This is a genomic window from Aeromicrobium yanjiei (assembly GCF_009649075.1).
GTDB lineage: Bacteria > Actinomycetota > Actinomycetes > Propionibacteriales > Nocardioidaceae > Aeromicrobium > Aeromicrobium yanjiei.
Map to the genome: position 1 here is coordinate 777,660 of NZ_CP045737.1, position 25,318 is coordinate 802,977.

The following is a 25,318-nucleotide window of genomic DNA, read 5'->3' on the forward strand; positions in this document are numbered from 1 at the left end:
GAAGAGAGAACCGCCATGCCCCAGCTGAACCGTGAAGAACGGGCCATCGTCGCGATCGTGCGGGAGTGGGTCGACCGCGAGGTCAAGCCCGTCGTGCAAGAGCTGGAGCACTCCAACGAGTACCCCGAGAAGCTCATCGAGCAGATGAAGGAGCTTGGCATCTACGGTCTCGCGATCCCCGAGCCGTACGGTGAGGCGCCGGTGTCGATGCCGGCCTACGTCGCCGTCACCGAGGAGCTTGCCCGGGGCTGGATGTCGTTGGCCGGGGCGATGGGTGGGCACACCGTCGTCGCGAAGCTGTTGCTGCAGTTCGGCACTGAGGAGCAGAAGCAGCACTATCTGCCGCGGATGGCCACCGGTGAGGTGCGCGCCACGATGGCGTTGACCGAGCCCGGCGGCGGCTCGGACCTGCAAGCCATGACGACCACGGCCAGGAAGGACGGCGACGAGTACGTCGTCAACGGGTCCAAGACCTGGATCTCCAACGCCCGCCGTTCCCAGCTCATCGCTCTGCTGTGCAAGACCGACCCCCAGGCCGAGCCCGCCCACGCTGGTATCAGCGTGTTGCTGATCGAGCACGGCCCCGGCCTGACGGTGTCGCGTGACCTGCCCAAGCTGGGCTACAAGGGTGTCGAGTCGTGCGAGCTGTCGTTCGACGGCTACCGCACTTCCACGTCGTCAGTGCTCGGTGGCGTCGAGGGCCGGGGATTCGCCCAGATGATGAAGGGTCTGGAGACCGGACGCATCCAGGTCGCCGCCCGGGCGCTCGGCGTCGCGCAGGCCGCCCTCGATGACGCCCTGGCCTACGCACAGGAACGGGAGTCGTTCGGCAAGCCGATCTGGAAGCACCAGTCGATCGGCAACTATCTCGCCGACATGGCCACCAAGCTCACCGCCGCTCGCCAGCTGACCCTTCACGCCGCCGAGCTGTACGACGCCGGCCATCGGGTCGACATGGAGGCCGGCATGGCCAAACTGTTCGCGTCCGAGGTCGGCATGGAGATCGCCCTCAACGCCGTCCGCATCCACGGCGGGTACGGCTACTCCACCGAGTACGACGTCGAACGGTACTTCCGCGACGCCCCCCTCATGATCGTGGGCGAGGGCACCAACGAGATCCAACGCAACGTCATCGCCGCCCAGCTCGTCGCCCGTCACAAGTTGCGCTGAGCCTCGATAGGGTGAGGTCCTCGCCTGCCCGTCGATCGGAGGATCGCCATGCCCACCCGCACCGGTGACAACCGCGCGGCCTATCTGGTGCTGGCGGATGATCTACGCGGTGCGATCCGACGCGGCGAGTACGCGGGGGACCGGCAGCTGCCGACCGAGACGTCGCTGGCCTCAGATCATGGCCTCAGCCGGCAGACGGTCCGCCGTGCCTACCTCGAGCTCGTGGCGGAGGGCCTGGTCGACCGAGTCCCGGGTCGCGGCACCTTCGTCGCGGAGCGCGATCCGAAGTACCTGCGCCAGTTCGGGTCGGTCGAGGACCTCATGGGCTTTGCGCTCGACACGACCGTCACGATCGTGCGGCCGTTGTCGCGCGGGGTCAGCATCGAGGCGGCGGCCCGCCTGGGCCTCGACACCGACGTCGTCCACTCGCTCAGCTACGTCAGGTCGCACGCCGGAGTGCCGTTCGGGTGGACGGTGGTCAGCGTCCCGCCCGCCGTCGCGGTGCTGCTGGAGGAGGCGCCGGAGGTCACCACCGCCGGGGCGTCGAATCCCGTGACGGTCATCGGTCTGCTGGAGGGACGGCTCAGCGACCCCATCGCCCAGGCCGAGCAGACCATCTCCGCCGTCGCCGCGGATGCGCGCCTCGCGGAAGTGCTTGGCTGCGGGGAAGGCGTGCCCCTGCTGCGCATCGACCGATTGTTCGTCAGTGGCCGCGGTGAGCCGATCGAGCTCTCCGTCGGGCACTTCCTGCCTGAGCAGTACACGTACCGCACGAGCCTGCGCCGCTCGGCGCGCTGACGTCCGGATCGGTCACCGGTGGGTGGGGGCGCTCCGCTGGGTCGCCGTGGGGCCGGTGAGCAGCCCGCGCTCGGCGGCGTTTGCGAGCGGGCTCGAGGCCGGGTGCCGGCACCTCGCGGAACCGGGCCGGCAGCACTGCGGAGACCACGGCGGCCGCTCCGAGCAGCTGCTGGCCGTACGGCGCCACGTCCACGTCCGCGTCCAGTGGCCTAGTCGGCCACGGGCGCAACACCCAGGTAGCCCGCGAGCAGCCGGCGTACGCGCGCGAGTGCCTGGGTGCGGGCCCGGTCGCCCAGGGTCTCGCGCGCGGCGTCGATCGCGCGCGAGGCCTGCATGACCAGAGCGTCAATGTGCTCGGCGACCGCGTCGGGCTCGCTCTCCCCGAGGTCCGTCAGGGCCTGACGCAGGGGCACCTGGAGCTGCAAGTGGAACTCCTTCATGGGTGGCATCAGCACCTGCGGGTCCACGATCCGGGACAGCGCCCTGGCCACGGCCTGCTCAGAGCTGTCGAACAGGTCGATGTTCGCCTCGATGTAGGCCCACACCCGGTCGCCGGGAGTCGTCGCGGCGGCGACCCGGTCGAGGACCGTACGCGCCCAGGCCGGGAAGATGTCGGCCACGACTGCTGCGAGGAGCTCATCGGGCGAGGCGAAGTACTGGTAGACGCTGCTGCGGGCCAGCCCGGTCAGCCGGCCGACCTCGCTCATCGTGGGCGCGGCGCCCGTCGCGGCCAGGACCCCTCGCGCGGCGTCCAGGATGGCCTGGCGCTGCTGGGAGCGGTGCTCGGCGACCGTGGCTGCCGTGATGCGAGGCATGGGTCCTCCGTCGCTCGGCCTGGCAGCGGTCAGGCGGATCCGATGACCGCAGCGGTGAGCCTACCGTCGACCATCTCCAGCACTCGGTCGCAATGGTGCAGGACGTCGTTGTCGTGCGTCACCATGATCGTCGCGACACCGTGGTTGTGGGACTCGTCCGCGAGCAGGCCCACGACCTCCTGGCTCCGCTTGCGGTCCAGGGCCGCGGTGGGCTCGTCGACGAGGAGCAGCCGGGGGCGGGTGACCAGTGCGCGGGCGATGCCGACGCGCTGACGTTCGCCACCGGAGAGCTCGTGCGGCCGGCGATCGGCCTTGTGGTCCATGCCCACCTCGGCGAGCAGCTCGAGCGGGTCACGGGGATCGGCGACCTTGCCGAACGTCAGCGGCAGGCGTACCTGGTCGATGCTGGTCAGGGCCGGCACGAGGTTGCCGCTCTGGAACACGAAGCCGATCTCCTGCTGGCGCAGGCGGGTCAGCTCGCGGGGCTTCACGCCGGTGAGCTCGGTGGAGCCCAGTCGCACGCTGCCCGAGGTCGGCGTGGTCAGCGCGCCGGCGATCGCCAGGAGGCTCGACTTGCCCGATCCGGAGGGGCCGACCACGGCGACCAGCTCGCCGGCCGCGATCTCCAGCGACACCTCGTCGAGGGCGCGGACGGTCTCGTCGCCGTCCCCCAGCAGAAGGGTCGCGTCAGTGATGGTCAGGACGGCGGTCATCGGCTGCCTCCGAGGGCGGTGAGGGGATCGATACGGGTGACTCGGATGACGGCGACGCCGGCTCCAAGCAGGCCGAGCACGATCAGGAGCGCCGTGGCGCCGATGATCGGTCCGGCCTCGAGGGCGAACGGCATGGGGGTCGAGGAGATCGCGCCACCGGCTGCCAGGCCGATGCCGATGCCGACTCCCGCGGAGACCACGAGCAGCACGAACGACTGCAGGAGGCTGTCGCGCAGGAGATACCGCGTGCTGGCGCCCATGGCCCTCAGCACGGCGAGCTCCTGGCGGCGCTGGATGGTCAGCACGGTGAAGAACGCTCCGACGACCAGCGCGGAGATCGCATAGAGGAACACCTGGATCAGCTGCAGCGTGGAGGTCTCGGCGGTGTATCCCGGCGATGCGCCGTAGGAGTCCTCGCGGGTGAGGGACGACGTCCCTGCTGCCTTGTCCCCGGCGGCCAGGTCGACCGTCGACCCGTCCTTGGCCTTGACGGCGACCGCCGTGAACTCGTCGTAGACGCGCGACGGCACGTCGTCGCCGGGCTGCACGCCGGCCTTGATCTCCTGCCACGAGCGCAGCGGCAGGTAGCCGACGTCGACGTGGCCGAACGTGTTCTGGTCGGCCAGGACGCCCACGACCGTCAGCTCGGTGCCCGACGGCTCCAGGGTGACCGTGTCGCCGATCTCGACCCCTTCCTCGGCCGCGGTCGAGCTGATCGCGACCTCACCCTCGTGGGCCGGGGCGGAACCCTCGGCCGGCTGGGGGACGAGGAACGAGTCGGTCTCCACGCCGAACAGGGCGAGGTCGATCTCCACGCCACGGCTGGTCCGCGCGTTGACCAGCGTGTTGCCGAACGGAGCGGCCTCGGCCACGCCGGGCTGCTTCTGCCAGGCCTCGACGGCGTCCGGGCCGACGACGCTACGGGAGAAGGCCGAGTCCTTGGACACGTCCTTCTGGAAGGCGAAGGAGGTCGCCTTGATGCGCTGGAGCCCGGAGACTCCGTCGTTGGCCAGGCCCACGGCGAGGCCGCTGAGCAGGACCATCAAGATGGCGATGAGGGCGACGACGCCGCCCATCAGGGCGAATCGACCGCGGGCGAATGAGAGCTCTCGGAGGGCCAGGAACATGTCCTCCATGATACCGACACCCCGTCGGCAAAACCATCAGGGTCAGGCGTCCCGCGAGGTGATGAGCGACACCGACTGGGTCACCTTCGCGCACAGGTCGCCGGTGGCGTCGATGATCTCGATCTCGACGATCGCCCGCGACCGGGTGACCTGCACCGGGCGCGAGACAGCCGACACGTCGCCGTGGGCCGGACGCAGGAACCGCGCTGTCGAGTCCGCCGTCGCCGGTCGGGTGCCCGGCGGGGCGTTGAGCGCCGCGCACACCGCGGCGCTCACGTCCGCCAGCCCGAGCAGCGCGCCACCGTGCAGCGATCCTCCCGTGGTCGAGAGGGCGTCGGTGAACGCCAGCCGGGTCCGCAGCTCGGCAGCGTCCATGTCCTCGAACGTCACGCCCAGGGTCCTGGCGTACGGCGCGAGGGCGTAGACGTCCTCCGGGGTGATGGTCATCGTGCTCCTGGGAAAGGCGTGCGGGAATGGGCGTCCCTGCCGTACGTCTCGAGGAGACGCAGCCAGATCTCGCTCATGGTCGGATACGCCGGGACAGCGTGCCACAACCGCTCGAGTGGGACCTCGCCCACGATCGCGATCGTGGCTGCCTGGAGCAGCTCGGCGACATCGGGCCCGACGACGGTGAAGCCGACCAGCACGTTGCGTGACACGTCGACGACCATGCTCGCCCGACCCTCGTACCCGTCGGCGTGCAGGCTCGCCCCGGCCACGGCGCCGAGGTCGTACTCGACGGCGCGCACGTCGAGCCCGGTGTCGGTCGCGGCCCGCAGGGTGAGGCCCACCGCGGCGATCTCCGGATCGGAGAAGATCACCTGCGTGACCGCGCGATCGTCCGCCGTCGCGGCGTGCCGACCCCACGGCGAGAGGTCGACCTCGGTGCCCCGGGCGCGGGCCACGATGGTGTCGCCCACCGCCCGCGCCTGGTACTTGCCCTGATGGGTGAGCAGCGCGCGCCGATTGACGTCGCCCGCGGCGTAGAGCCACCCGTCCCCGACGACCGCGCCCTCCGCGTCCACGACGCGCAGCGACTCGTCGACGCGCAGCCAGTCGCCCGGGGCCAGGCCGATCCGCTCCAGGCCGAGGTCCGTGGTGTTCGGCGTCCTGCCCGTCGCGACCAAGATCTCGTCCGACACGATCGTCGTCCCGTCCGCGAGGGTCAGGTGGACCGCGCCGGTCCCGTCCCGGCGTGCCTCGGCCGGGGCGGTCGTCGGGTAGAGCTCGACTCCGGCCTTCTCGAGTGCGGCGGTCACGCGGGCGGCGGCGAACGGCTCCACGGTCGGCAGGATGCCGTCGCGGGAGACGAGCGTGACCCGGGCGCCGAGGGCGGAGTACGCGGTGGCCATCTCGGTCCCGACGACACCTCCGCCGACGATGGTCAGCCGGGCGGGGACCGCGTGCGCCGAGGCGGCCTGCCGGCTGGTCCATGGCGCGGTCTCGGTCAGTCCCGGGACCGGGGGGACGAAGGCGCTGCTGCCGGTGGCCACCACGACGGCATGACGCGCATGGACCGTGGTGGCCGCGCCGGCCGCCGAGGAGACCTCAACCGTGCGGTCGGCCACGATGCGGCCCTGGCCGCGCAACAGTGCCACGCCTGCTCCCACGAGCCAGCTGACCTGTCCAGCGTCGTCCCAGTGCGAGGCGAAGCTGTCCCGCCGGCGCAGCACCGCCGCCGGGTCCAGCTCTCCCGTGACAGCCTGGGCCGCGGCAGGGAGTGAGCGGACGGCCCGAAGCGCGGCGGCGTCGCGGAGCAGCGCCTTGGTCGGCATGCAGGCCCAGTAGGAGCACTCCCCGCCGACGAGCTCTCGCTCGACGATCGCGGCAGTCAGCCCGCCCTGCACGATGCGATCGGCGACGTTCTCACCGACCGGACCGGCCCCGATGACGATGACGTCGTACGTGTCCTCAGGCATCCTGATCCACTCCCGACGCGCGGTTCAGGCGCAGGGCCGAGACGAGGAAGAAGATGCCGCCGAGCACCGCGTACCCGGCGATGTTGGTCAGCGTCGGGTCGTCCGCGGAGGCAGCGGCGATGAATGAGCCGCCCGCGAGGACGGAGATGCCGCCACTGAGGATCTGCGGCACCTGGCCGCCGAGCCTGCGGCGGGTGACCGCGACGGCGAGCTGCACGATCCCGGCGGTGATGGCCCATGCACCCCAGACGCGGAGCACAGCGGGCTCGCCCGATGTGGCGGCGATGCCGAGGCCGATCGCGGTGGCCGTGCTGAGGGCGATGTTGACGTACAGGCCGGCGGCGGGACGCGTGGCCCTCGAGGCGCGGAGGTCGACGAGGGCGGCGCCCACGTCGAACAGCGGGTAGATCACGAGCAGCGTTGCGGTGAATGCATCGATGTCCCCTCCGGTGGCGATGATCAGGATCGCCCAGATGATGGCGAACCCGAATCTGACGAAGTAGAGCTTCCGCAGTGCGGTCGCGAGGTCGTGGGTGCTGGTGGTGATGGTGGTCATGAGATTCCTCGGTGTGAGTGGCAGGTGATCGGGGTGGGGGTTTCGTGTCGGCGGGCGCAGGTCATCGAGCTGCCTGGGTGATGAGGTCGGCGACCGCATCGGGGCGACTGAGCATCACGGCGTGCGAGGCGTCGACCTCGGTGACCCGCGCGTCGACGCGGCCCGACATCATCCGCTGCAGGTCCACGTCGATCGCGTGGTCCTGGCGGGTGACCAGCGCCCAGGTCGGGACCGAGCGGAACGCCTCGTTGACACTCGGCTCGGAGACGGCGCGCACGTTGGCGGGCCGCTGGGCGACGGCCAGATTGGCCGCGCTGGTCTCGTCGAGGTCGCCGGCGAACGCGGCCCGGAAGCCTGCTGGGTCGATCGTGACCTCCGCGGCACCGTCGACCTCGACGGACAGCAGCGGAAGGGGAGTGCTGGACTGCGCAGCGAGCTGACCGACGGCCTCGCCCTTGAGCGGGATGAATGCCGCGACGTAGACCAGCGCCGTGATGTCGTACGCCGACGGGTCGATGTTGCTGATCACCGCGCCGCCGTACGAGTGACCGACCAGGACGATCGGTCCCGGGATGGCGGCCAGGTGGCTCAGCAGGTATGCGGTGTCGGTGTCGAGGCCCTGCAGCGGGTTGGCGATCGAGCGGACCGGGAAGCCGGCGGCGAGCAACCGTTCGACCACGGGTGACCAGCTGGAGGAGTCGGCCCATGCGCCGTGCACGAGCACGATCGTGGGTCGGACGGTGCCGGGCGCTCCGCCGGAGCCGGACTCGTCGGTCGCTGTCATGAGGAACGGGGGAGGAGTGTGCATGGTGGGTCTGTCCTTGGTGTGGAGGGGACGATTGGCATGTGCCGCTCGAGGTAGAATGACTAGTCACTCTACAACGAAACGTACTCCCGTCCCGCGGCACAGCGCAAGGGGTCCGGGCGAGGAGCCGTATGATCGAGCCCGTGCCGGTGCCCATGCGTGAACGTCTGATCGACGCCGCGAGCGAGCTCTTCTACGCGCAGGGTCTGCGTGCGGTGAGCGTCGACAAGGTGATCGAGCGCGCCGGCACCACGAAGGTGACGTTCTATCGCCACTTCAAGAGCAAGGACGAGCTCGTCGTCGCCTATCTCGAGCAGCGGGCGACCCTCGAGCGGGACGGCATCGGTGCGGCCATCGCCGCGAGCAACGGCGACGCCGTGACAGCGTTGCGCACGATCTGCGAGCAGACGGGGATCGTGGCCTGCAGCCCGGGATTCCGCGGCTGCCCCTTCATCAACGCCGCGGCCGAGAACCCCGATCCCGAGAGTCCTGTGCGCAGGACCGTCGCCACCCACCGCGCCTGGTACCGGACCATGTTCACCGAGCTCCTCGCTCCCTTGGACCTGCCCGACGTCGACGACGTCGTGGACGACCTGATGCTCCTTCGCGACGGCGCCATGGTCGCGGGATATCTCGGTGACCCCAACGCCGTCGCCGGGTCGTTCTTCCGGGGCTGCCTGGCGGTCATCCGGGGCGGCACCTCGGCGGTTCCGGGGCGCTGAACACCCGCGCGTCCGCGTTCGATGCCTCGCGACGGGGTACAAAGGCCCCATGGTGACGACAGGGACGACAGCCGCGCGGCGGGACACGGGCCAGACCTGGTTGGCATGGGTGGTGCTGGTGGCCGCCGTCCTCGAGGTCGTGGCCCCTGTGGTGACGGCCAACGGACCCGGCAGCTCGCCGGGGGACGGCTCAGGGCCTGAGCTGCTCATCACCCCGGTCGGCTGGGCTTTCTCGATCTGGGGCGTCATCTACACGCTGGCCATCGCCCAGGCCATCGCGGTGCTGGTACGCGGCGCGGACGCGGTGCCGCGGCGCCTGCAGATCGATCTCGTGGTGCTCTACCTCGGCGGCACGGTGTGGATCGTGCTGGCCGGGCTCGACAGCAGCGAGGCGACCGCGGGGGCGTTGCTCGTGATGCTGCTGGCCGCGGTGGACGCGGTGCTCACGACGACCCGGGCGGCGATCGCCCCGCGCTGGCTCGCCGTCCTCACCGGCGCGTCCGTGGGCCTCTACGCCGGGTGGGTCACGGCTGCGTTCTTCCTCAACCTCTCCACGGCACTCGTCGACGCGACCTCGCTGGAGGCCGACGGGCTCGGCTGGCAGATCGTCATGGTCGTGATCGCGGTCATCGCCCTGCTGGCCGTGCTGGTCGCGACCCGGGGCAATGTGGCGTACGCCGCCGCAGGCATCTGGGCCATGATCGGCATCGCCGTCACCGGCAGCAGCGACGACACCACCGAGGTCCTGGTCGCAGCCGTGGTGGCGGCGGTCGTCCTGGTGGTCACGACGCTCGCGCTCCACGTGGCCCGGCGTCGCAGTCCCGATCCTGCGCCCGCTGCGTGAGCCGCGCGCACAGGCCGGCGAGTCACGAGGAGGCACCCCGATGACGTGCGCAGGCTGCAGGACGTCCAGCGAGCTGGAGGTCGACTTCAGCATGGCCTTCCAGCCCATCTACGACGCGGACGCGGGGCGCGTCTGGGGCTACGAGGCGCTCGTGCGCGGCCGTGCTGGGGAGGGCGCCGGCGAGATCTTGTCGCAGGTGTCGGCCGACCAGCGGTACCGTTTCGACCAGGACTGCCGGGTCAAGGCGATCCAGCTCGCCTCGGGGCTGTTCCCCGCGGACCAGGAGCTGAAGCTGTCGATCAACTTCATGCCCAATGCGGTCTACGAGCCCGCGGCGTGCCTGCGCGCGACGCTCCTCGCGGCCCGGGAGACCGGGTTCCCCATGTCCTCGATCATGTTCGAGTTCACCGAGGACGAGCGGGTCTCGGACACCGTGCACCTGACCAACATCATCACCGAGTACCGCAAGCACGGATTCACGACCGCGATCGACGACTTCGGCGCCGGGCACGCGGGACTGGGCCTGCTGGCCGAGTTCCAGCCCGACCTGATCAAGATCGACATGCGCATCGTGCGCGGGATCGACACGAGCCGGGCTCGGCAGGTGGTCGTGGCCGGCATCGTCGACATCGCGAAGGAGCTGGACATCACGGTGCTCGCCGAGGGCATCGAGACCGAGGCGGAGTTCCGGGTGCTGAAGGGGGCCGGCATCCGCCTGTTCCAGGGGTACTGGTTCGCCCGCCCGGCGTTCGAGCAGCTCCCTCAGGTGCGCCCCGAGCTGCTCTCACCGCCCGCCGGCCTCGGCTGAGTCGAGGAGGCCCAGCCCTGCAGCAGCGTGTCGATCGCGTCGAGGATGCGGGCCCAGGACTCGGCCGAGTCCGGGTCGCTGTGCGCGAAGCCTCCGCTGAGCTCGAGTGTCGCGAAGCCGTGGAACAGGCTTCCCAGCATCCGCACGGCGTGGGTCTCCTCGGGCTCGGGCAGACGGTAGCCGTGCAGTGCTGCGCGGAGCATGCGCGAGTGGCGTGGTCCGGCACTCGCCGCTGCGACCGCCGCGTCCAGGGGAAGTCTTGCGGCGTCGTACCGGCCCGGGTGCTCGGCTGCGTACGTGCGGTAGACGGTCCCCAGCGCGCCCAGTGCCTCCAACCCCGACCGGCCCGCTACGGCCTCCTCGCCGCGGTCGGCCAGCTCCTCCAGCGCGAGGAGGGCGATGCGCGTGCGAAGCCCGTGCGATCCCTCCACGTGGGAGTAAAGGCTCGCGACCTGGACGCCGAGCCGGCGGGACAGCTCGGAGAGGGTGACCCGGTCGAAGCCCAGCTCGTCGGCCAGCTCCGCTCCGGCTCGGGTGACCTTGTCGGGGGTCAGCCCTGCTCGCGCCACGGCGTCAGCCCCGGACCCGGGCGACGAAGGCCTCGACCCGCTCGCGGAGGGCCTCGACCCTCGTGTCCGGTGCACCCGTGACCGATCTCTCGTGCTCCTTGAGCGGTCGCCGCGCCCGGAGCGAGCAGCCGAAGTCGCTGCAGATGTAGAGGCCGACGGTGTCGCCGCTGCGGCCGCGGGCCCCCGACCGCGGGGCCACCATCAGCAGGGAGCCGTCCGGTGCGTCGGAGGTCTGGCACAGATCGCACATCGTCTGGCGCTTGGCCCTGGCCGAGGCGCTGGGCAGGCGCAGCTCCACGCACGTGAGGTCGTCACCTGCGGCGGAGCCGGTCGCGAGGTAGGCGCGGAGCGGCGCCTTCGGGTCGACCCACCCCACGAAGTCGAGCTCGCTCGCGCGGGGCGGCGGCCACGGGGTGGGCAGCGACATCGAGGCGGTCCGGCTGCGGGAGCTGTTGATGAAGGCGCGCCTGAGCGCGGCGGGGTCCGGGACGTCCATGCTGAGGAACGTAGCAGGCTTCCTAAAGGCTTTAGGTTTGGTCGGAACCCGGGACCTCCATGGCCGCACGGTACGCGGCCAGCAGGGCAGGGACCCCGCCGTGCCACGGTGCGCCGTGCCCGGGGACGACCCAGTCGACCTGCAGGTCCTCGAGGTGGGCCAGGGATGCGGCGGCCGCGGCCGGGTCGTCGGTGAAGGGTGCCGGTTGGGGTCCTTGGTGGCCCGTCAGCACGTGCCCGGTCGTCAGCCCGTCGCCCACGAACACCGCCGAGACGGCCGGGACGTGGATCGCGACGCTGCCGGGGGAGTGCCCGGGCAGGTCGATGATCTCGGGCGATCCGGGCAGGTCCAGCACCTGGCCGCCGGCGATCTCCTGGACCTCGGTGAGCCAGCGGGTGCGCAGGCCACCCTTGCGGAGTGAGTACGCGAGGAAGCGCAGGAGCGGGGCCGCCTTGACGCGACCGATGGCCGGCTTCGTCTTCTCCTCTCCCCGGGCGCGGGCCGCGTCGGCGGAGTGGATGAAGACCCGCACCCCGTGGTCGCGGCGCAGGCGCTCGGCGAAGCCGATGTGGTCGCTGTCGCCGTGCGTCAGCACGACGCCGCGGATGTCGCTCGTGGCGCGTCCGATCGCGTCGAGCTCGCGCTGCAGGTCGCGCCACTGGCCGGCGAGGCCGGCGTCGATGAGGGTGATGCCGTCACCGGTCACGACGAGGTGCGTGGCGATGACGTCATTGCCGATGCGGCGGAGGCCGGGTGCGAGTTCCATGATGGCTACACTACATAGCCATCATGGCTACGCGCAATAGCCTACGATGGGCTCGTGCCCACACCGGAACGGACGACCCTGCCCGCGATCGTCGCGGCAGGAGAGCAGATCCTCGACGCGGACGGACTCGATGCGGTCACGATGGTCGCCGTCGCGCAGCGTGTCGGGGTGCGTGCTCCGTCGCTCTACAAGCGCGTCAGCAGCCGGCGCGAGCTGATCGGCATGATCGCCGCGGCGGCCGCGGACGACCTGCGCGCCCAGCTCCTCGCGGCCGACCCCGGCGACGGTGACCCCCGCCAACGGCTCGAGGACCTGGCCGTCGCCGTGCGTACGTTCGCGCGCTCCCGGCCCGCGGCGTACCGGCTGGTGTTCTCGGCGGGGGAGGAGGACGTGCTGTCGCACGAGCAGCTGCTCGCCGCGAGTGCGCCCCTCTTCGCGGTGGTGGCCGAGCTGGCCCGGCCTGACGAGGCGCTCGAGGCGGCGCGGACCGTCACGGCCTGGGTCACCGGGTTCATCGCGATGGAGCTGGGCGGTGAGTTCCGCCTGGGCGGCGAGGTCGATGCCGCCTTCGACTACGGGATCGCCCGCCTCGCCGACGCGATCACCGCTCGACCCCACTGATGAAGTGCAACAGGGCCTCGGCGAGCGCCTCGGGCGCCTCCTGTGCGACCAGGTGCCCGACGTCGTCGATCACGACCGCGGAGAGCTCGCCCGCGACGACCTGTCCGAAGGTGTTCGCGGTGAACGGCCGGTTGACGCCGTCGACGGCCAGCACGGGCATCGTGAGCGGGTGCTCCTCGGCGAGCGCCCGGGTCGCACCCTCGTCGACGAACAGCTCGCGGTAGAGGCCCTCGGTGCCGCGCCACGCGTCGTCTCGGGAGTACGTGCGCACGAACTCCTCGATCGTTCCCGGGTCGATGCCACCGGCTGGACCCGTCATCAGCGGATAGGCCCACTCGGCGATCAGCTCGCGCTCGCGGCCGGGCAGGAGCAGCGAGGCGATCCCCGGCGTCCCGAGGAAGCTGACGTGCCAGGAGCCGCCATGGAGGACGTCGGCGAGCAGCTCGAAGCCGAATCCGGCCAAGGTGGTCTCGATCCCGGTCAGGCTCAGCACGTCTTCGGGGTGGGTGGACGCGAGGCGGAAACCGATGCCGCCGCTGATGTCCTGGCACACCAGGTGGACGGGGCCGAGGTCGAGCCGCTCGACGAGCAGGTGGAGGTCCTGGACATGGCTGGCCTGGTCGTACGCCGGGGCGTCCGTCCCGGAGTCGCCGAAGCCGCGCAGATCGACCGCGATGACGCGGTGGTGGTCGGCCAGCAGGGGGATCAGGCGGTGGAAGGCGTACCACGTCTCCGGCCACCCGTGGATCAGCAGGACGGGCGTCCCGGCGTCCCCGGCGGTGACGTGGTGCAGCGGGACCCCGTTGATCTCATCGAGGTGGTGCGCGACGCCGGGCACGGTCGCGCCCAGAGGTTCGACGACGGGCATGACGCCCTCCCTTGATGGACAACGTGGTTGTCGATTGACCTTAAGACAACCACGTTGTCCTTCGCAAGGGCGCGACTAGGCTGCACCCGTGTCACGATCAGGGCCTGACCTCGCGCTCCTCCTGCTGGGGGGCTTTCGCGCGCTGGCCGATGCCGCGTCGCGGGAGCTGGCCGAGCGGGGCTACGGGGACGTCCGCGCGGTGGACGACTTCGCGCTGCACGCGATCCTCTCCGGAGCCGACAGCGCCTCGGAGCTCGGCCGCAGGATGGCCGTGACCAAGCAGGCAGCAGCCAAGAGGATCGCCGCCCTCGAGGCGCGCGGGTTCGTGTCCCGTGCGCCGGATCCCGCGGACGGTCGGCGGACGAGGATCCAGGTCACGCCCCTGGGCGCGACGATGCTCGCCGACGGGCAGCAGATCATGGACCGACTCCGTGCCGACTGGGAGGGTCGCGTGGGCGAGGGCACCCTCGCCCAGATGGAGGAGGCCCTCCGCGAGCTGGTCGGCACCCGTCCCGTGCGCCTCGACGCCCCCGGTTGGGGCGCGGACGACCCGACCCTCTGACGTCACGGGATGATGCGGGCCTCCCGGTAGCGACGAACGTGCTCGAAGAAGCTCTCCCGGGAGTCCCGGAAGCCGAGGAAGCCGGCGCGACGGCTCTTGTTCATGTCGGTGAGGCTCTCCACGGTGCGGCCGAGGTCGCTGTCGGTGTGCCACCACGACGCGATGCGATCGAGGTCCGGCTCCGCGAGGTCGTGCTGCTGGGCGATCGATCGCCAGGCGTCGGCCATGCCCTGCATGCTCTGCTCGAGCGGGCGGGGCTCCTTGTCGAAGCCCTCCCACGGGACGCCGAAGTGGTCCGCGATGCGCGGCCACAGCGAGCGCCAGCGGAACACGTCCCCGTTCGCGATGTTGAACGCCTGGTCGGCGCCGGCCTCGTGGGTCCCGGCCCAGATGATCTGCTCGCCGAGCAGATCGGCGTCGGTGACGTCGGTGAGCCCGTTCCACTGCAGCTCGGAGCCGGGGAACACGAAGGTCCGTCCCAGCTGCCGGCACAGGGCGGCGTACGCCGAGATCGTCAGCACCATGTTCATGGCGTTGCCGGTCGCGAACCCGAACACGGTGTGCGAGCGGTGCACGCTCCACGTGAACCCGTTGCGCTCGGCGGCGGCGAAGAGCTCGTCCTCTTGGGCGTAGTAGAAGTTCGGGTAGTCCAGTCGCGGCTCCTCCTCGCGGAACGGGGTGTCCGGCACCGCGCCCGACCCATACGCCTCGAACGGCCCCAGGTAGTGCTTGAGCCCGGTGACGAGGGCGACGTGCTGCACGGACCCCGCGGGCTCGAGCGCCGCCAGCACGTGGCGCACGGCTGCGCCGTTGACCGCGATGTTCTGCTCCTCGGTCTCCTGGCGGGTCCACGCCGTGATGGCGACCAGGTCAGGACGCACGTCGGCGAGGGCGGTGGCGAGCCCCTCCGGGTCGCCGAGGTCCGCCGCGACCGAGGTGATGCCGGCCTGGGCGCGGCCACTGCGCGAGAGGCCGAACGTGTTCCAGCCCTGAGCGACGAGCTGGGTGCTCAGTGCCTGGCCGATGATGCCGGTCGCGCCCACGACCAGGGCGCGTCCGGGAGTGCTGGGGGAGGTCATGAGGAGTCCTTCCGAGGAGGATGCAGTCGGCCGAACCGGCCGACGCTCAGGTGTACCCGCTGAGGCGGATCTGCCCCACTCCTGCAATTCCGGGGAGCCGGTTTCGGGGCCCAAAAAAAGTTCGCAACGACTTTTGCCCGAGATCTCGCGGCGTCCGCGCGAGACAGCCTCTCAAGAGGCACGAAACGGCCAATCTCGATTTGGCGTCTCGGCAGGGGCCCGTGTAATGTTCTTCTTGTTGGACAGCACAGCGAAACGCAGCCGCGAGGCGCGCAACGTAGGGCGTCAGACAAGTTCGAGCAGCGGTCGACGGCACGGTGTACAAGCACCCGGAGACGGACCGCAACAACGCACGAGCGACATGGTGACCGACCCGGGTTTGACCGGTGAAAACGAGCCGTGTAAGTTGGACGAGTTGCCCTGAGATCCAGCCAGTGGCTGGGTCGAGGTGAGCGTCTGATCCTTGAGAACTCAACAGTGTGCCAAAAGTCGACGAGATTAATTAGTAGTACCCCGTCGAGACTTGCCAGATGGACTTTCGGGTTTGTTTGGTTGGCTTGATGGAATCAATTCCGACAATTTATTTGTCAGCAAATAGTTTGTCAGGTTGAACTGAAGTTTGGCAGCGCTTTAGCTGCTTCAACGGAGAGTTTGATCCTGGCTCAGGACGAACGCTGGCGGCGTGCTTAACACATGCAAGTCGAGCGGTAAGGCCCCTTCGGGGGTACACGAGCGGCGAACGGGTGAGTAACACGTGAGCAATCTGCCCTTCTCTTTGGAATAACCATTGGAAACGATGGCTAATGCCGAATATGACCTCCTTTCGCATGTTTGGAGGTGGAAAGCTCCGGCGGAGAAGGATGAGCTCGCGGCCTATCAGCTTGTTGGTGAGGTAATGGCTCACCAAGGCATTGACGGGTAGCCGGCCTGAGAGGGTGACCGGCCACACTGGGACTGAGACACGGCCCAGACTCCTACGGGAGGCAGCAGTGGGGAATATTGGACAATGGGCGAAAGCCTGATCCAGCAACGCCGCGTGAGGGATGACGGCCTTCGGGTTGTAAACCTCTTTCAGCAGGGACGAAGCGAAAGTGACGGTACCTGCAGAAGAAGGACCGGCCAACTACGTGCCAGCAGCCGCGGTAATACGTAGGGTCCGAGCGTTGTCCGGAATTATTGGGCGTAAAGGGCTCGTAGGCGGTTTGTCGCGTCGGGAGTGAAAACTCAGGGCTCAACCCTGAGCGTGCTTCCGATACGGGCAGACTAGAGGTATGCAGGGGAGAACGGAATTCCTGGTGTAGCGGTGGAATGCGCAGATATCAGGAGGAACACCGGTGGCGAAGGCGGTTCTCTGGGCATTACCTGACGCTGAGGAGCGAAAGCATGGGGAGCGAACAGGATTAGATACCCTGGTAGTCCATGCCGTAAACGTTGGGCGCTAGGTGTGGGGACCTTCCACGGTCTCCGTGCCGCAGCTAACGCATTAAGCGCCCCGCCTGGGGAGTACGGCCGCAAGGCTAAAACTCAAAGGAATTGACGGGGGCCCGCACAAGCGGCGGAGCATGCTGATTAATTCGATGCAACGCGAAGAACCTTACCTGGGTTTGACATATGCCGGAAAGCCGTAGAGATACGGCCCCCCTTGTGGTCGGTTTACAGGTGGTGCATGGCTGTCGTCAGCTCGTGTCGTGAGATGTTGGGTTAAGTCCCGCAACGAGCGCAACCCTCGTCCTATGTTGCCAGCACGTAATGGTGGGGACTCATAGGAGACTGCCGGGGTCAACTCGGAGGAAGGTGGGGATGACGTCAAGTCTTCATGCCCCTTATGTCCAGGGCTTCAAGCATGCTACAATGGCCGGTACAATGGGCTGCGAAACCGTAAGGTGGAGCGAATCCCAAAAAGCCGGTCTCAGTTCGGATTGGGGTCTGCAACTCGACCCCATGAAGTCGGAGTCGCTAGTAATCGCAGATCAGCAACGCTGCGGTGAATACGTTCCCGGGCCTTGTACACACCGCCCGTCACGTCATGAAAGTCGGCAACACCCGAAGCCAGTGGCCCAACCGTTTACGGAGGGAGCTGTCGAAGGTGGGGCTGGCGATTGGGACGAAGTCGTAACAAGGTAGCCGTACCGGAAGGTGCGGCTGGATCACCTCCTTTCTAAGGAGCATCTGGCAGCTGCCCATCGTGGTGGTTGTCCATTGAGACGTTTACCAGCCGAATGTGTTGGTGCGTCTCAGCTCACTAGTGGATCGTCGATTATTTGGCTTGGTAGCAGCCCACCAGGGTCAGTACTGCTCGCAAGGGCGTGGAACGTCGCTGGGAAATTTGTTACCGAATCAGGCACACTGTTGGGTCCTGAGGGATCAGCTCGTCAGAGTTGTTTCCTTGGACCGCATATCCCCTCGAACCACCAGGTTCGACACCTCGCAAGGGTGTTGGTTTGGTAGGCGTGGGATTGGTATGTGGGACCGAACGTATTTTGAGAACTTCACAGTGGACGCGAGCATCTTTGTAGTAACAACAAGCTACTAAGTGCACATGGTGGATGCCTTGGCATCGAGAGCCGATGAAGGACGTTGGAGTCTGCGAAAAGCCCCGGGAAGGTGACAACCGACCTGTGATCCGGGGATGTCCGAATGGGGAAACCCACTCAGAGTAAAGTCTGAGTACCTCTGTCTGAACACATAGGGCAGTAGGAGGGAACGTGGGGAAGTGAAACATCTCAGTACCCACAGGAAGAGAAAACAAAAGTGATTCCGGTAGTAGTGGCGAGCGAAACCGGATCAGGCTAAACCTCAAGTATGTGATAGCCGGCAGGCGTTGTATTTGGGGTGTTGTGGGGCCGCATGGTCTGTTCTGCCGAGCAGACAAAGAGTCATAAACCATGAGTGAAGTGAAAGCCGACTGGAAAGTCGCGGCATAGAGGGTGATACCCCCGTACACGTAAGCTCATGGCTCTTTTGCGTCACCCCGAGTAACACCGAACCCCTGAAATTCGGTGTGAATCTGGCGGGACCACCCGTTAAGCCTAAATACTCCTCGATGACCGATAGCGGACTAGTACCGTGAGGGAAAGGTGAAAAGTACCCCGGGAGGGGAGTGAAATAGTACCTGAAACCATGTGCATACAATCCGTTGGAGCTCGTCCTTGTGACGGGTGACAGCGTGCCTTTTGAAGAATGAGCCTGCGAGTTAGCGTTCTGTAGCGAGGTTAAGGCGTTGAGCCGTAGCCGTAGCGAAAGCGAGTCCGAATAGGGCGACCATAGTTGCAGGATCTAGACCCGAAGCGGAGTGATCTATCCATGGCCAGGTTGAAGCGCGGGTAAGACCGCGTGGAGGACCGAACCCACCTAGGTTAAAAACTGGGGGGATGAGCTGTGGATAGGGGTGAAAGGCCAATCAAACTCCGTGATAGCTGGTTCTCCCCGAAATGCATTTAGGTGCAGCGTTGCGTGTTTCTTGTCGGAGGTAGAGCACTGGATGGGCTAGGGGGCCTACAAGCTTACTGAACCCAGCCAAACTCCGAATGCCGATAAGTGAGAGCGCAGCAGTGAGACAGTGGGGGATAAGCTCCATTGTCGAGAGGGAAACAGCCCAGACCATCAGCTAAGGTCCCAAAGCGATAACTAAGTGGAAAAGGATGTGGAGTCGCAGAGACAACCAGGAGGTTGGCTTAGAAGCAGCCACCCTTGAAAGAGTGCGTAATAGCTCACTGGTCAAGTAATTCCGCGCCGACAATTTAGCGGGGCTCAAGTTATCCACCGAAGCTATGGGATTCATGCAATAGCCAGGCCTTCGTGGTCCAGGCGCATGGATCGGTAGGGGAGCGTCGTGTGGCCAGCGAAGCGGCGGAGTGATCCAGCCGTGGAGGCTACACGAGTGAGAATGCAGGCATGAGTAGCGAATGAGGAGTGAGAAACTCCTCCACCGAATGACCAAGGGTTCCAGGGTCAAGCTAATCTTCCCTGGGTAAGTCGGGACCTAAGGCGAGGCCGACAGGCGTAGTCGATGGACAACGGGCTGATATTCCCGTACCGGCATTAGATCGCCCATGCCGAACCCAGTGATGCTAAGTGCCCTAAGCCGGCTGGACTCTTCGGAGCGACGCCGGGGCAGCGCATGACCCGATCTGGTAGTAGGCAAGCAATGGTGTGACGCAGGAAGGTAGCTCATCCCGGGCGATGGTTGTCCCGGGCTAAGGACGTAGGGCGAATGATAGGCAAATCCGTCATTCACATGCCTGAGATCTGATGGGGAGACAATTTTGTCGAAGTGAGTGATCCTATGCTGCCGAGAAAAGCATCTAGCGAGATCTAGAGCCGCCCGTACCCCAAACCGACTCAGGTGGTCAGGTAGAGAATACTAAGGTGATCGAGTGAACCATGGTTAAGGAACTCGGCAAAATGCCCCCGTAACTTCGGGAGAAGGGGGGCCCGATTCGTTATCGCACTTGCTGCGAGAAGCGTTGACGGCCGCAGAGACCAGGCCCAAGCGACTGTTTACTAAAAAACACAGGTCCGTGCTAAGTCGAAAGACGCCGTATACGGACTGACTCCTGCCCGTGCTGGAAGGTTAAGGGGACGTGTCAGCGCAAGCGAAGCACAGAACTTAAGCCCCAGTAAACGGCGGTGGTAACTATAACCATCCTAAGGTAGCGAAATTCCTTGTCGGGTAAGTTCCGACCTGCACGAATGGAGTAACGACTTGGGCGCTGTCTCAACCATGGACTCGGCGAAATTGCACTACGAGTAAAGATGCTCGTTACGCGCGGCAGGACGGAAAGACCCCGGGACCTTTACTATAGTTTGGTATTGGTGTTTGGTTCAGCTTGTGTAGGATAGGTGGGAGACTGTGAAGCATTCACGCCAGTGAGTGTGGAGTCATCGTTGAAATACCACTCTGGCTGTACTAGATATCTAACCTAGGTCCATTATCTGGATCAGGGACAGTGCCTGATGGGTAGTTTAACTGGGGCGGTTGCCTCCTAAAATGTAACGGAGGCGCTCAAAGGTTCCCTCAGCCTGGTTGGCAATCAGGTTTCGAGTGTAAGTGCACAAGGGAGCTTGACTGTGAGAGTGACAGCTCGAGCAGGGACGAAAGTCGGAACTAGTGATCCGGCGCTGGCAAGTGGAAGCGGCGTCGCTCAACGGATAAAAGGTACCCCGGGGATAACAGGCTGATCTTCCCCAAGAGTCCATATCGACGGGATGGTTTGGCACCTCGATGTCGGCTCGTCGCATCCTGGGGCCGTAGCAGGTCCCAAGGGTTGGGCTGTTCGCCCATTAAAGCGGCACGCGAGCTGGGTTTAGAACGTCGTGAGACAGTTCGGTCCCTATCCGCCGCGCGCGTAGGAAACTTGAGAAAATCTGTCCCTAGTACGAGAGGACCGGGATGGACGAACCTCTGGTGTGCCAGTTGTTCTGCCAAGAGCACTGCTGGTTAGCTACGTTCGGAAGCGATAACCGCTGAAAGCATCTAAGCGGGAAGCGTGTTTCAAGATGAGGTTTCCCACTGGTTTACCAGGTAAGGCCCCCAGCAGACCACTGGGTTGATAGGCCGGAAGTGGAAGCACAGCAATGTGTGGAGCTGACCGGTACTAATAGGCCGAGGGCTTGTTTCTTACAAAGATGTACACCGCGTCCACTGTGAGGTTCCCGAGATACGTCCGGGAACCACCAAGCACCCCCCACACTCGTGTGGGATCAGGGTGTGCATGGTTTTGAGTTGATATCTCAATAGAGTTTCGGCGACCATGGCGAGAGGGAAATACCCGGCTACATTCCGAACCCGGAAGTCAAGCCTCTCAGCGCCGATGGTACTGCACGGGAGACTGTGTGGGAGAGTAGGACGTCGCCGGACAATCATTAGCGCGAGGCCGCCCCACTGGGGCGGCCTCGCGGCTGTTTGTGCACCAAGAGCGTCGGTGCACGAACACCCACAAGGGCCCCCACAGGTGACTGTGGGGGCCCTTTGTGCGTTGTTCAGGGCCGGGTGAGCGCCAGGTCGTCGCCCACCCGGGCCGCGGTCTCGAGCAGGGCCGGCAGGGCGGCACCGACCAGGTCGTCGACGCCCACGGACGAGGTCGATGCCGACACGTTCAGGGCAGCGACGACCGTCCCCTCCTTGTTGCGGACGGGAGCAGCGATCGAGCGCAGTCCCGGCTCGAGCTCCTGGTCGACAGCTGCCCAGCCCCGGTCACGGACCTGGGCGAGCTCATCGCGCAGCGCCTCGACGTCAGCGAGCGCATGGGTGGTGAGGGGGCGCAACGTCACCTCGGCGAGGTACGTCTCGAGCTCCTCGGTCGGCAGCGCTGCGAGCAGCACCCTGCCCATAGAGGTGGCATAGGCCGGAAATCTCGTGCCGACGGTGATGCCCACGCTCATGATGCGCCGGGTGGCCACCCGGGCGACGTAGACGACGTCGTCACGGTCCAGCACGGCCGCCGACGTCGACTCACCCACCGTGGCGGAGAGCTGTTCCAGATGGGGCTGCGCGACGTCGGGGAGCGCAAGTCCCGACAGGTAGGCCGTGCCCAGCCGGAGCACCTGGGGGGTCAGCGCGAACGTGCGGCCGTCGGTGCGTACGTAGTCCAGCTCGACCAGCGTGTGCAGGAAGCGGCGCGCTGTCGCGCGGCTGAAGCCGACGCGGGCTGCGACCTCGCTGAGCGTCATCTCGGGGTGGTCGTGGTCGAACGCCCGGATGACCGACAGCCCCCGGGCGAGCGACTGGACGAACTGGTCGCCTGCGGGCGGTGGCTGGTCGGGCATGGCTCAGGCTCCCAGCCGGCGAAGCGGGACGTCCAGGCGGGTGGCCAGCTCGTCGACGGTCGTGCCGAACGTCTCCGCGACCGTGACACCGTCCGGACCGACGAGGAACGTCGCGAGCTCGGTGTAGACGCGGCTGACGCATGCCAGGCCGGTGAGGGGATAGGTGCACTGCGGCACGATCTTGGCGGCGCCGTCCTTCGCGAAGAGCGTCATCATCACGAAGACGTCCTTCGCGCCGATGGCCAGGTCCATGGCCCCGCCGACGGCGGGGATCGCGTCGGGCGCGCCGGTGTGCCAGTTGGCCAGGTCGCCGTGCTCGGAGACCTGGAACGCCCCGAGGACGCACACGTCGAGGTGGCCGCCGCGCATCATCGCGAAGGAGTCGGCGTGATGGAAGTACGAGGCGCCGGGCAGCTCGGTCACGGGCACCTTGCCGGCGTTGGTGAGGTCGGGGTCGATCTGGTCGCCTGTCGCGACCGGTCCCATGCCGAGCATGCCGTTCTCGGTGTGCAGGACGACCCCCGAGTCGTGGGCGAGGTGGTTGGACACCTGGGTCGGCTGACCGATGCCGAGGTTGACGAAGGCGCCGTCGGGAATGTCCGAGGCCACGATCTCGGCCATCTCGTCGCGGGACAGCGGCCCACGGTCGGTGTGCTCGATGGTCTGGTCGAGGGTGACGGGAATCGTCATGATGCCTCCTGGCGGACCTGGACGATCCGATCGACATAGATGCCGGGGGTGACGACGGACTCGGGATCCAGCGTGCCGACGGGGACGACCTGCGTGACCTGCGCGACTGTCACGGCTGCGGCGGTGGCCATGACCGGCCCGAAGTTGCGGGCGGTCCTGCGATAGACGAGATTGCCCATCTCGTCGCCCGCATGGGCGCCGATCAGCGCGACGTCTCCGCGGATCGGCAGCTCGAGGACGTAGTCGCGCCCGTCGATCGTCCGCATCTCCTTGCCCTCGGCCAGGGGGGTCCCGACGCCGGTGGGGCAGAAGAAGGCGCCGATGCCCGCCCCGGCGGCGCGCATGCGCTCGGCGAGGTTGCCCTGCGGCACCACCTCGAGCTCGATCCTGCCCGCGCGGTAGAGGTCGTCGAACACGTACGAGTCGGACTGCCGCGGGAAGGAGCACACCACCTTGCGGACCCGGCCGGCCGCCAGCAGCGCCGCAAGACCGGCGTCACCGTTGCCCGCGTTGTTGCTGACGACCACCAGGTCAGTGGCCCCCTGCTCGATGAGGGCGTCGATCAGCATGACCGGCATGCCGGCCATGCCGAAGCCGCCGACGAGGACGGTCGAGCCGTCCTGGATGCCCTCGACGGCCTCGCGGGCCGACTCGACGACGCGGCTCATCGGGCCGCCGCCTCGGACGTGCGGGTGTTCTCGAGCACGACGGCCAGGGCCTGGCCGACGCCGATGCAGATCGCCGCGACACCCCATCGGTCCCCGGACTCGGTGAGTCGCTTCGCGAGCGTGCCGAGGATGCGGGCGCCGGACGCACCGAGCGGGTGCCCGATCGCGATCGCGCCGCCCTTCGCGTTGACGATCTCGCCGTCGATGCACCAGGCGTCGACGCACGCGAGCGACTGCACTGCGAAGGCTTCGTTGATCTCGACCGCAGAGACGTCCGACCACGCGATGCCCGCCCGGCGCAGGGCAGCGTTCGCGGCCTCGACCGGGGCGAAGCCGAAGTCCTGGGGATCGAGCGCGTGGACCCCGCGGCCAGCGATCCGGGCGATCGGGTCCAGGCCGAGGGTCGAGGCGGCGCCGGCCGATCCGATCAGCAGCGCCGCGGCCCCGTCGTTGAGCGGCGACGCGTTGCCGGCGGTGATCGTGCCTCCGGGGCGGAAGGCCGTCTTGAGGCCGGCCAGCGTGTCGGTCGTCGTGCCCTCGCGGATCGACTCGTCGCGAGCCAGGTCGACGCCTTCCACGGGCGTCACCAGGTCGTCGTAGAAGCCCTCGGTCCAGGCCTTCGCGGCCAGCTCGTGGGAACGGGCCGCGAACGCGTCCTGGCGCTCCCGCTCGATGGCGAACCTCTCCTGCAGCTGCTCATTGGCCTCGCCGAGCGAGATCGTCCACTCCTCGGGCATCCGAGGGTTGACCAGGCGCCAGCCCAGGGTCGTCGACACCGCGGTGGCGTCGCCGGCCGGGAAGCCGCGGGCCGGCTTCGGCAGCACCCAGGGCGCCCTGGTCATCGACTCCACCCCGCCCGCGACGACGAGGGCGGCGTCGCCGGTCTCGACCGCGCGGGAGGCCATGATGGCCGCGTCGAGGCTGGACCCGCACAAGCGGTTGACCGTCGTCGCGGGCACCGAGGTCGGCAGCCCGGCCAGCAGCACCGCCATGCGTCCCACGTTGCGGTTGTCCTCACCCGCGCCGTTGGCATTGCCCCAGAAGACCTCGTCGAGCGCGGCCGGCTCCAGGCCGGGCGCCTTGGCAAGCACGCCGGTCAGCGCGGTGGCAGCGAGATCGTCGGGACGGACGCCCGCCAGCGCGCCCCCGAACCGGCCGAAGGGTGTGCGGGTGGCGGCGTAGAGATAGGAGGACATGGACCATCCTGTTCGCTATACGAACGCCTGTTCATCAGGCGGACAGCGCAAGAGTACCCCCGGGTCTCCCAGGCGTCCACGGAACCGAGGGGGCCGGTCAGCCGTCCTCCGCGCGACGCTTCTCCTTCTTGGCCTCGGTCAGGTCGCTGAGGACGTCTGCCTCACGTCGGTCCTCGGCTGCTGCCTGCGCCGACTCCCTGGCGTCGTCGAGCCCGGCCTTGGCCTCGCGGCGGGCCGCGGCCTTCTTGTCCTCGGCGGCCCGGTCGACGCGCTGCTTGCGCTGGCGGGTCGTCTCGGTGCGCTCGGCGGCCGTCTGGTCTGCAGCCTTCTTCTTGCGCGCCTCCGTGGCCGCCGCCCGAGCGGCGGCGCGCTCCTTGGCCGCTTGCTCGGCGCGGTCCGCCGCGGCGGGTGCGGACGCCGCGCGTTCCGCAGCCTGCTTGCGCTGACGGGCGGCCTGCTGGCGACCCGCCTCCGCGACCACACGAGCCTCTGCGCGACGAGCCTCGGCCTGCTCCTCGAGACGTTCGGCGCGGGCAGCCCTCTCGGTGCGGTCGAGGCGATCGGCCCCACGGGTCGCGATCCTGTCGTTGTGCAGCGCGGCCCCGGCGATCTTGTCCGCGGTGCCGATCGCCCGGTCCAGGACGGTGCGGGGTGCCGACGTCTCGGGCAGGCGGCCGGCCAGGCCGTGATCGATCGTGACGAGGGGCAGTCGGGCCAGCTCGTAGGGGAGGGAGAGGAGGGTTGAGATGGCGGACATG

The 25,318-nt window shown here is 67.6% G+C and carries 24 protein-coding genes and 3 rRNA genes; 10 read left to right on the forward strand and 17 right to left on the reverse strand.

Translation table 11 applies throughout. The features are described from left to right. Positions 1-15 precede the first annotated feature (15 nt). Together GEV26_RS04010 and GEV26_RS04015 are read left to right on the forward strand one after the other, a co-directional pair. Entirely contained in the window at positions 16-1,170 is a 1,155-nt protein-coding gene (locus GEV26_RS04010) for an acyl-CoA dehydrogenase family protein (RefSeq protein WP_153651867.1), read from the forward strand. 48 nt (positions 1,171-1,218) lie between these two features. After that, positions 1,219-1,968, forward strand: a complete 750-nt coding sequence (locus tag GEV26_RS04015; protein WP_153651868.1) for a GntR family transcriptional regulator — start codon at positions 1,219-1,221, stop codon at positions 1,966-1,968. Between the two features lie 209 nt (positions 1,969-2,177). Here the strand turns inward: GEV26_RS04015 and GEV26_RS04020 are convergent, their stop codons facing one another. The 7 genes from GEV26_RS04020 to GEV26_RS04050 all read right to left on the reverse strand — a co-directional run bounded on the left by GEV26_RS04020 (position 2,178) and on the right by GEV26_RS04050 (position 7,906). Next, entirely contained in the window at positions 2,178-2,783 is a 606-nt protein-coding gene (locus tag GEV26_RS04020) for a TetR/AcrR family transcriptional regulator (protein ID WP_153651869.1), read from the reverse strand. 29 nt (positions 2,784-2,812) lie between these two features. Beyond that, positions 2,813-3,496: an ABC transporter ATP-binding protein gene (locus tag GEV26_RS04025; protein ID WP_153651870.1), complete on the reverse strand. Its 684-nt coding sequence runs from the start codon at positions 3,494-3,496 to the stop codon at positions 2,813-2,815. Continuing rightward, complete coding sequence (locus GEV26_RS04030) at positions 3,493-4,623, reverse strand: ABC transporter permease (protein ID WP_153651871.1); 1,131 nt, start codon at positions 4,621-4,623, stop codon at positions 3,493-3,495. Before GEV26_RS04030 ends, GEV26_RS04025 begins: the two co-directional genes overlap by 4 nt. A 42-nt stretch (positions 4,624-4,665) precedes the next feature. Then, positions 4,666-5,070, reverse strand: a complete 405-nt coding sequence (locus GEV26_RS04035) for a PaaI family thioesterase (protein ID WP_153651872.1) — start codon at positions 5,068-5,070, stop codon at positions 4,666-4,668. Continuing rightward, positions 5,067-6,542 carry a dihydrolipoyl dehydrogenase family protein gene (locus tag GEV26_RS04040; protein WP_153651873.1) on the reverse strand — a complete coding sequence of 492 codons (1,476 nt, stop codon included), beginning with the start codon at positions 6,540-6,542 and terminating at the stop codon, positions 5,067-5,069. Before GEV26_RS04040 ends, GEV26_RS04035 begins: the two co-directional genes overlap by 4 nt. Continuing rightward, positions 6,535-7,098, reverse strand: a complete 564-nt coding sequence (locus GEV26_RS04045) for a hypothetical protein (RefSeq protein WP_153651874.1) — start codon at positions 7,096-7,098, stop codon at positions 6,535-6,537. Before GEV26_RS04045 ends, GEV26_RS04040 begins: the two co-directional genes overlap by 8 nt. A gap of 61 nt (positions 7,099-7,159) precedes the next feature. Continuing rightward, entirely contained in the window at positions 7,160-7,906 is a 747-nt protein-coding gene (locus tag GEV26_RS04050; protein WP_153651875.1) for an alpha/beta fold hydrolase, read from the reverse strand. A gap of 128 nt (positions 7,907-8,034) precedes the next feature. Here GEV26_RS04050 and GEV26_RS04055 point away from each other — a divergent pair, with 128 nt between their 5' ends. Genes GEV26_RS04055 through GEV26_RS04065 form a run of 3 tightly spaced genes read left to right on the forward strand, consistent with a single transcriptional unit; the run spans position 8,035 to position 10,277 of the window. Then, positions 8,035-8,625, forward strand: coding sequence for a TetR/AcrR family transcriptional regulator (locus GEV26_RS04055; protein ID WP_153651876.1), 591 nt, complete (start codon positions 8,035-8,037; stop codon positions 8,623-8,625). 49 nt (positions 8,626-8,674) lie between these two features. After that, a complete protein-coding gene (locus tag GEV26_RS04060; RefSeq protein ID WP_153651877.1) occupies positions 8,675-9,469 on the forward strand; it encodes an MFS transporter in 795 nt (264 codons plus the stop codon). Positions 9,470-9,509: 40 nt separating this feature from the next. Then, entirely contained in the window at positions 9,510-10,277 is a 768-nt protein-coding gene (locus GEV26_RS04065; protein WP_153651878.1) for an EAL domain-containing protein, read from the forward strand. On the opposite strand, the gene GEV26_RS04070 is transcribed toward GEV26_RS04065, so the two are convergent. Genes GEV26_RS04070 through GEV26_RS04080 form a run of 3 tightly spaced genes read right to left on the reverse strand, consistent with a single transcriptional unit; the run spans position 10,232 to position 12,108 of the window. Then, the gene (locus GEV26_RS04070) at positions 10,232-10,846 is read right to left on the reverse strand and encodes a TetR/AcrR family transcriptional regulator (protein ID WP_153651879.1); all 615 of its coding nucleotides are present in this window, start codon (positions 10,844-10,846) and stop codon (positions 10,232-10,234) included. The two genes, GEV26_RS04065 and GEV26_RS04070, sit on opposite strands and share 46 nt — an antisense overlap. A gap of 4 nt (positions 10,847-10,850) precedes the next feature. Next, a complete protein-coding gene (locus tag GEV26_RS04075; RefSeq protein WP_153651880.1) occupies positions 10,851-11,342 on the reverse strand; it encodes an FBP domain-containing protein in 492 nt (163 codons plus the stop codon). A gap of 31 nt (positions 11,343-11,373) precedes the next feature. Continuing rightward, positions 11,374-12,108: an MBL fold metallo-hydrolase gene (locus GEV26_RS04080; RefSeq protein ID WP_153651881.1), complete on the reverse strand. Its 735-nt coding sequence runs from the start codon at positions 12,106-12,108 to the stop codon at positions 11,374-11,376. A 54-nt stretch (positions 12,109-12,162) separates the two neighbouring features. Here GEV26_RS04080 and GEV26_RS04085 point away from each other — a divergent pair, with 54 nt between their 5' ends. After that, positions 12,163-12,729: a TetR/AcrR family transcriptional regulator gene (locus GEV26_RS04085; RefSeq protein ID WP_153651882.1), complete on the forward strand. Its 567-nt coding sequence runs from the start codon at positions 12,163-12,165 to the stop codon at positions 12,727-12,729. Here the strand turns inward: GEV26_RS04085 and GEV26_RS04090 are convergent. After that, positions 12,710-13,597 carry an alpha/beta fold hydrolase gene (locus GEV26_RS04090; RefSeq protein ID WP_153651883.1) on the reverse strand — a complete coding sequence of 296 codons (888 nt, stop codon included), beginning with the start codon at positions 13,595-13,597 and terminating at the stop codon, positions 12,710-12,712. The two genes, GEV26_RS04085 and GEV26_RS04090, sit on opposite strands and share 20 nt — an antisense overlap. Before the next feature lie 88 nt (positions 13,598-13,685). Here GEV26_RS04090 and GEV26_RS04095 point away from each other — a divergent pair, with 88 nt between their 5' ends. Continuing rightward, positions 13,686-14,159, forward strand: a complete 474-nt coding sequence (locus GEV26_RS04095; protein ID WP_153651884.1) for a MarR family winged helix-turn-helix transcriptional regulator — start codon at positions 13,686-13,688, stop codon at positions 14,157-14,159. Between the two features lie 2 nt (positions 14,160-14,161). Here the strand turns inward: GEV26_RS04095 and GEV26_RS04100 are convergent, their stop codons facing one another. Then, positions 14,162-15,238: an SDR family oxidoreductase gene (locus GEV26_RS04100; protein ID WP_153651885.1), complete on the reverse strand. Its 1,077-nt coding sequence runs from the start codon at positions 15,236-15,238 to the stop codon at positions 14,162-14,164. 639 nt (positions 15,239-15,877) lie between these two features. On the opposite strand from GEV26_RS04100, the gene GEV26_RS04105 reads away from it, so the two are divergent. The 3 genes from GEV26_RS04105 to rrf all read left to right on the forward strand — a co-directional run bounded on the left by GEV26_RS04105 (position 15,878) and on the right by rrf (position 21,098). After that, positions 15,878-17,396 (forward strand): 16S ribosomal RNA (locus GEV26_RS04105). Positions 17,397-17,757: 361 nt separating this feature from the next. Continuing rightward, positions 17,758-20,859: ribosomal RNA gene (locus tag GEV26_RS04110) — 23S ribosomal RNA — on the forward strand. A 122-nt stretch (positions 20,860-20,981) separates the two neighbouring features. Continuing rightward, a 5S ribosomal RNA gene (rrf, locus tag GEV26_RS04115) occupies positions 20,982-21,098 on the forward strand. The 16S, 23S and 5S rRNA genes sit together here, the layout of an rRNA operon. Positions 21,099-21,220: 122 nt before the next feature. Here the strand turns inward: rrf and GEV26_RS04120 are convergent. The 5 genes from GEV26_RS04120 to GEV26_RS04140 form a co-directional block, all read right to left on the reverse strand. Next, positions 21,221-22,006, reverse strand: coding sequence for an IclR family transcriptional regulator domain-containing protein (locus tag GEV26_RS04120; RefSeq protein WP_153651886.1), 786 nt, complete (start codon positions 22,004-22,006; stop codon positions 21,221-21,223). Positions 22,007-22,009: 3 nt separating this feature from the next. Next, positions 22,010-22,696 carry a 3-oxoacid CoA-transferase subunit B gene (locus tag GEV26_RS04125; protein WP_153651887.1) on the reverse strand — a complete coding sequence of 229 codons (687 nt, stop codon included), beginning with the start codon at positions 22,694-22,696 and terminating at the stop codon, positions 22,010-22,012. Next, a complete protein-coding gene (locus GEV26_RS04130) occupies positions 22,693-23,364 on the reverse strand; it encodes a 3-oxoacid CoA-transferase subunit A (protein ID WP_153651888.1) in 672 nt (223 codons plus the stop codon). Before GEV26_RS04130 ends, GEV26_RS04125 begins: the two co-directional genes overlap by 4 nt. Continuing rightward, positions 23,361-24,560, reverse strand: a complete 1,200-nt coding sequence (locus tag GEV26_RS04135) for a thiolase family protein (RefSeq protein ID WP_153651889.1) — start codon at positions 24,558-24,560, stop codon at positions 23,361-23,363. The genes GEV26_RS04130 and GEV26_RS04135 overlap by 4 nt, the downstream gene beginning before the upstream one ends. 97 nt (positions 24,561-24,657) lie before the next feature. Further along, positions 24,658-25,317: a hypothetical protein gene (locus tag GEV26_RS04140; protein WP_153651890.1), complete on the reverse strand. Its 660-nt coding sequence runs from the start codon at positions 25,315-25,317 to the stop codon at positions 24,658-24,660. Position 25,318: the final 1 nt, after the last annotated feature.

Bases quoted from the DNA above. Each gene is read 5' to 3' on its own strand.
- GEV26_RS04075 (WP_153651880.1), bottom strand. From the start codon at position 11,342: ATGGACGTCCCGGACCCCGCCGCGCTCAGGCGCGCCTTCATCAACAGC.
- GEV26_RS04135 (WP_153651889.1), bottom strand. From the start codon at position 24,560: ATGTCCTCCTATCTCTACGCCGCCACCCGCACACCCTTCGGCCGGTTC.
- GEV26_RS04120 (WP_153651886.1), bottom strand. From the start codon at position 22,006: ATGCCCGACCAGCCACCGCCCGCAGGCGACCAGTTCGTCCAGTCGCTC.
- GEV26_RS04050 (WP_153651875.1), bottom strand. From the start codon at position 7,906: ATGCACACTCCTCCCCCGTTCCTCATGACAGCGACCGACGAGTCCGGC.
- GEV26_RS04025 (WP_153651870.1), bottom strand. From the start codon at position 3,496: ATGACCGCCGTCCTGACCATCACTGACGCGACCCTTCTGCTGGGGGAC.
- GEV26_RS04125 (WP_153651887.1), bottom strand. From the start codon at position 22,696: ATGACGATTCCCGTCACCCTCGACCAGACCATCGAGCACACCGACCGT.
- GEV26_RS04060 (WP_153651877.1), top strand. From the start codon at position 8,675: ATGGTGACGACAGGGACGACAGCCGCGCGGCGGGACACGGGCCAGACC.
- GEV26_RS04015 (WP_153651868.1), top strand. From the start codon at position 1,219: ATGCCCACCCGCACCGGTGACAACCGCGCGGCCTATCTGGTGCTGGCG.
- GEV26_RS04040 (WP_153651873.1), bottom strand. From the start codon at position 6,542: ATGCCTGAGGACACGTACGACGTCATCGTCATCGGGGCCGGTCCGGTC.
- GEV26_RS04010 (WP_153651867.1), top strand. From the start codon at position 16: ATGCCCCAGCTGAACCGTGAAGAACGGGCCATCGTCGCGATCGTGCGG.
- GEV26_RS04090 (WP_153651883.1), bottom strand. From the start codon at position 13,597: ATGCCCGTCGTCGAACCTCTGGGCGCGACCGTGCCCGGCGTCGCGCAC.
- GEV26_RS04140 (WP_153651890.1), bottom strand. From the start codon at position 25,317: ATGTCCGCCATCTCAACCCTCCTCTCCCTCCCCTACGAGCTGGCCCGA.
- GEV26_RS04065 (WP_153651878.1), top strand. From the start codon at position 9,510: ATGACGTGCGCAGGCTGCAGGACGTCCAGCGAGCTGGAGGTCGACTTC.
- GEV26_RS04080 (WP_153651881.1), bottom strand. From the start codon at position 12,108: ATGGAACTCGCACCCGGCCTCCGCCGCATCGGCAATGACGTCATCGCC.
- GEV26_RS04055 (WP_153651876.1), top strand. From the start codon at position 8,035: ATGATCGAGCCCGTGCCGGTGCCCATGCGTGAACGTCTGATCGACGCC.
- GEV26_RS04130 (WP_153651888.1), bottom strand. From the start codon at position 23,364: ATGAGCCGCGTCGTCGAGTCGGCCCGCGAGGCCGTCGAGGGCATCCAG.
- GEV26_RS04020 (WP_153651869.1), bottom strand. From the start codon at position 2,783: ATGCCTCGCATCACGGCAGCCACGGTCGCCGAGCACCGCTCCCAGCAG.
- GEV26_RS04045 (WP_153651874.1), bottom strand. From the start codon at position 7,098: ATGACCACCATCACCACCAGCACCCACGACCTCGCGACCGCACTGCGG.
- GEV26_RS04030 (WP_153651871.1), bottom strand. From the start codon at position 4,623: ATGTTCCTGGCCCTCCGAGAGCTCTCATTCGCCCGCGGTCGATTCGCC.
- GEV26_RS04100 (WP_153651885.1), bottom strand. From the start codon at position 15,238: ATGACCTCCCCCAGCACTCCCGGACGCGCCCTGGTCGTGGGCGCGACC.
- GEV26_RS04035 (WP_153651872.1), bottom strand. From the start codon at position 5,070: ATGACCATCACCCCGGAGGACGTCTACGCCCTCGCGCCGTACGCCAGG.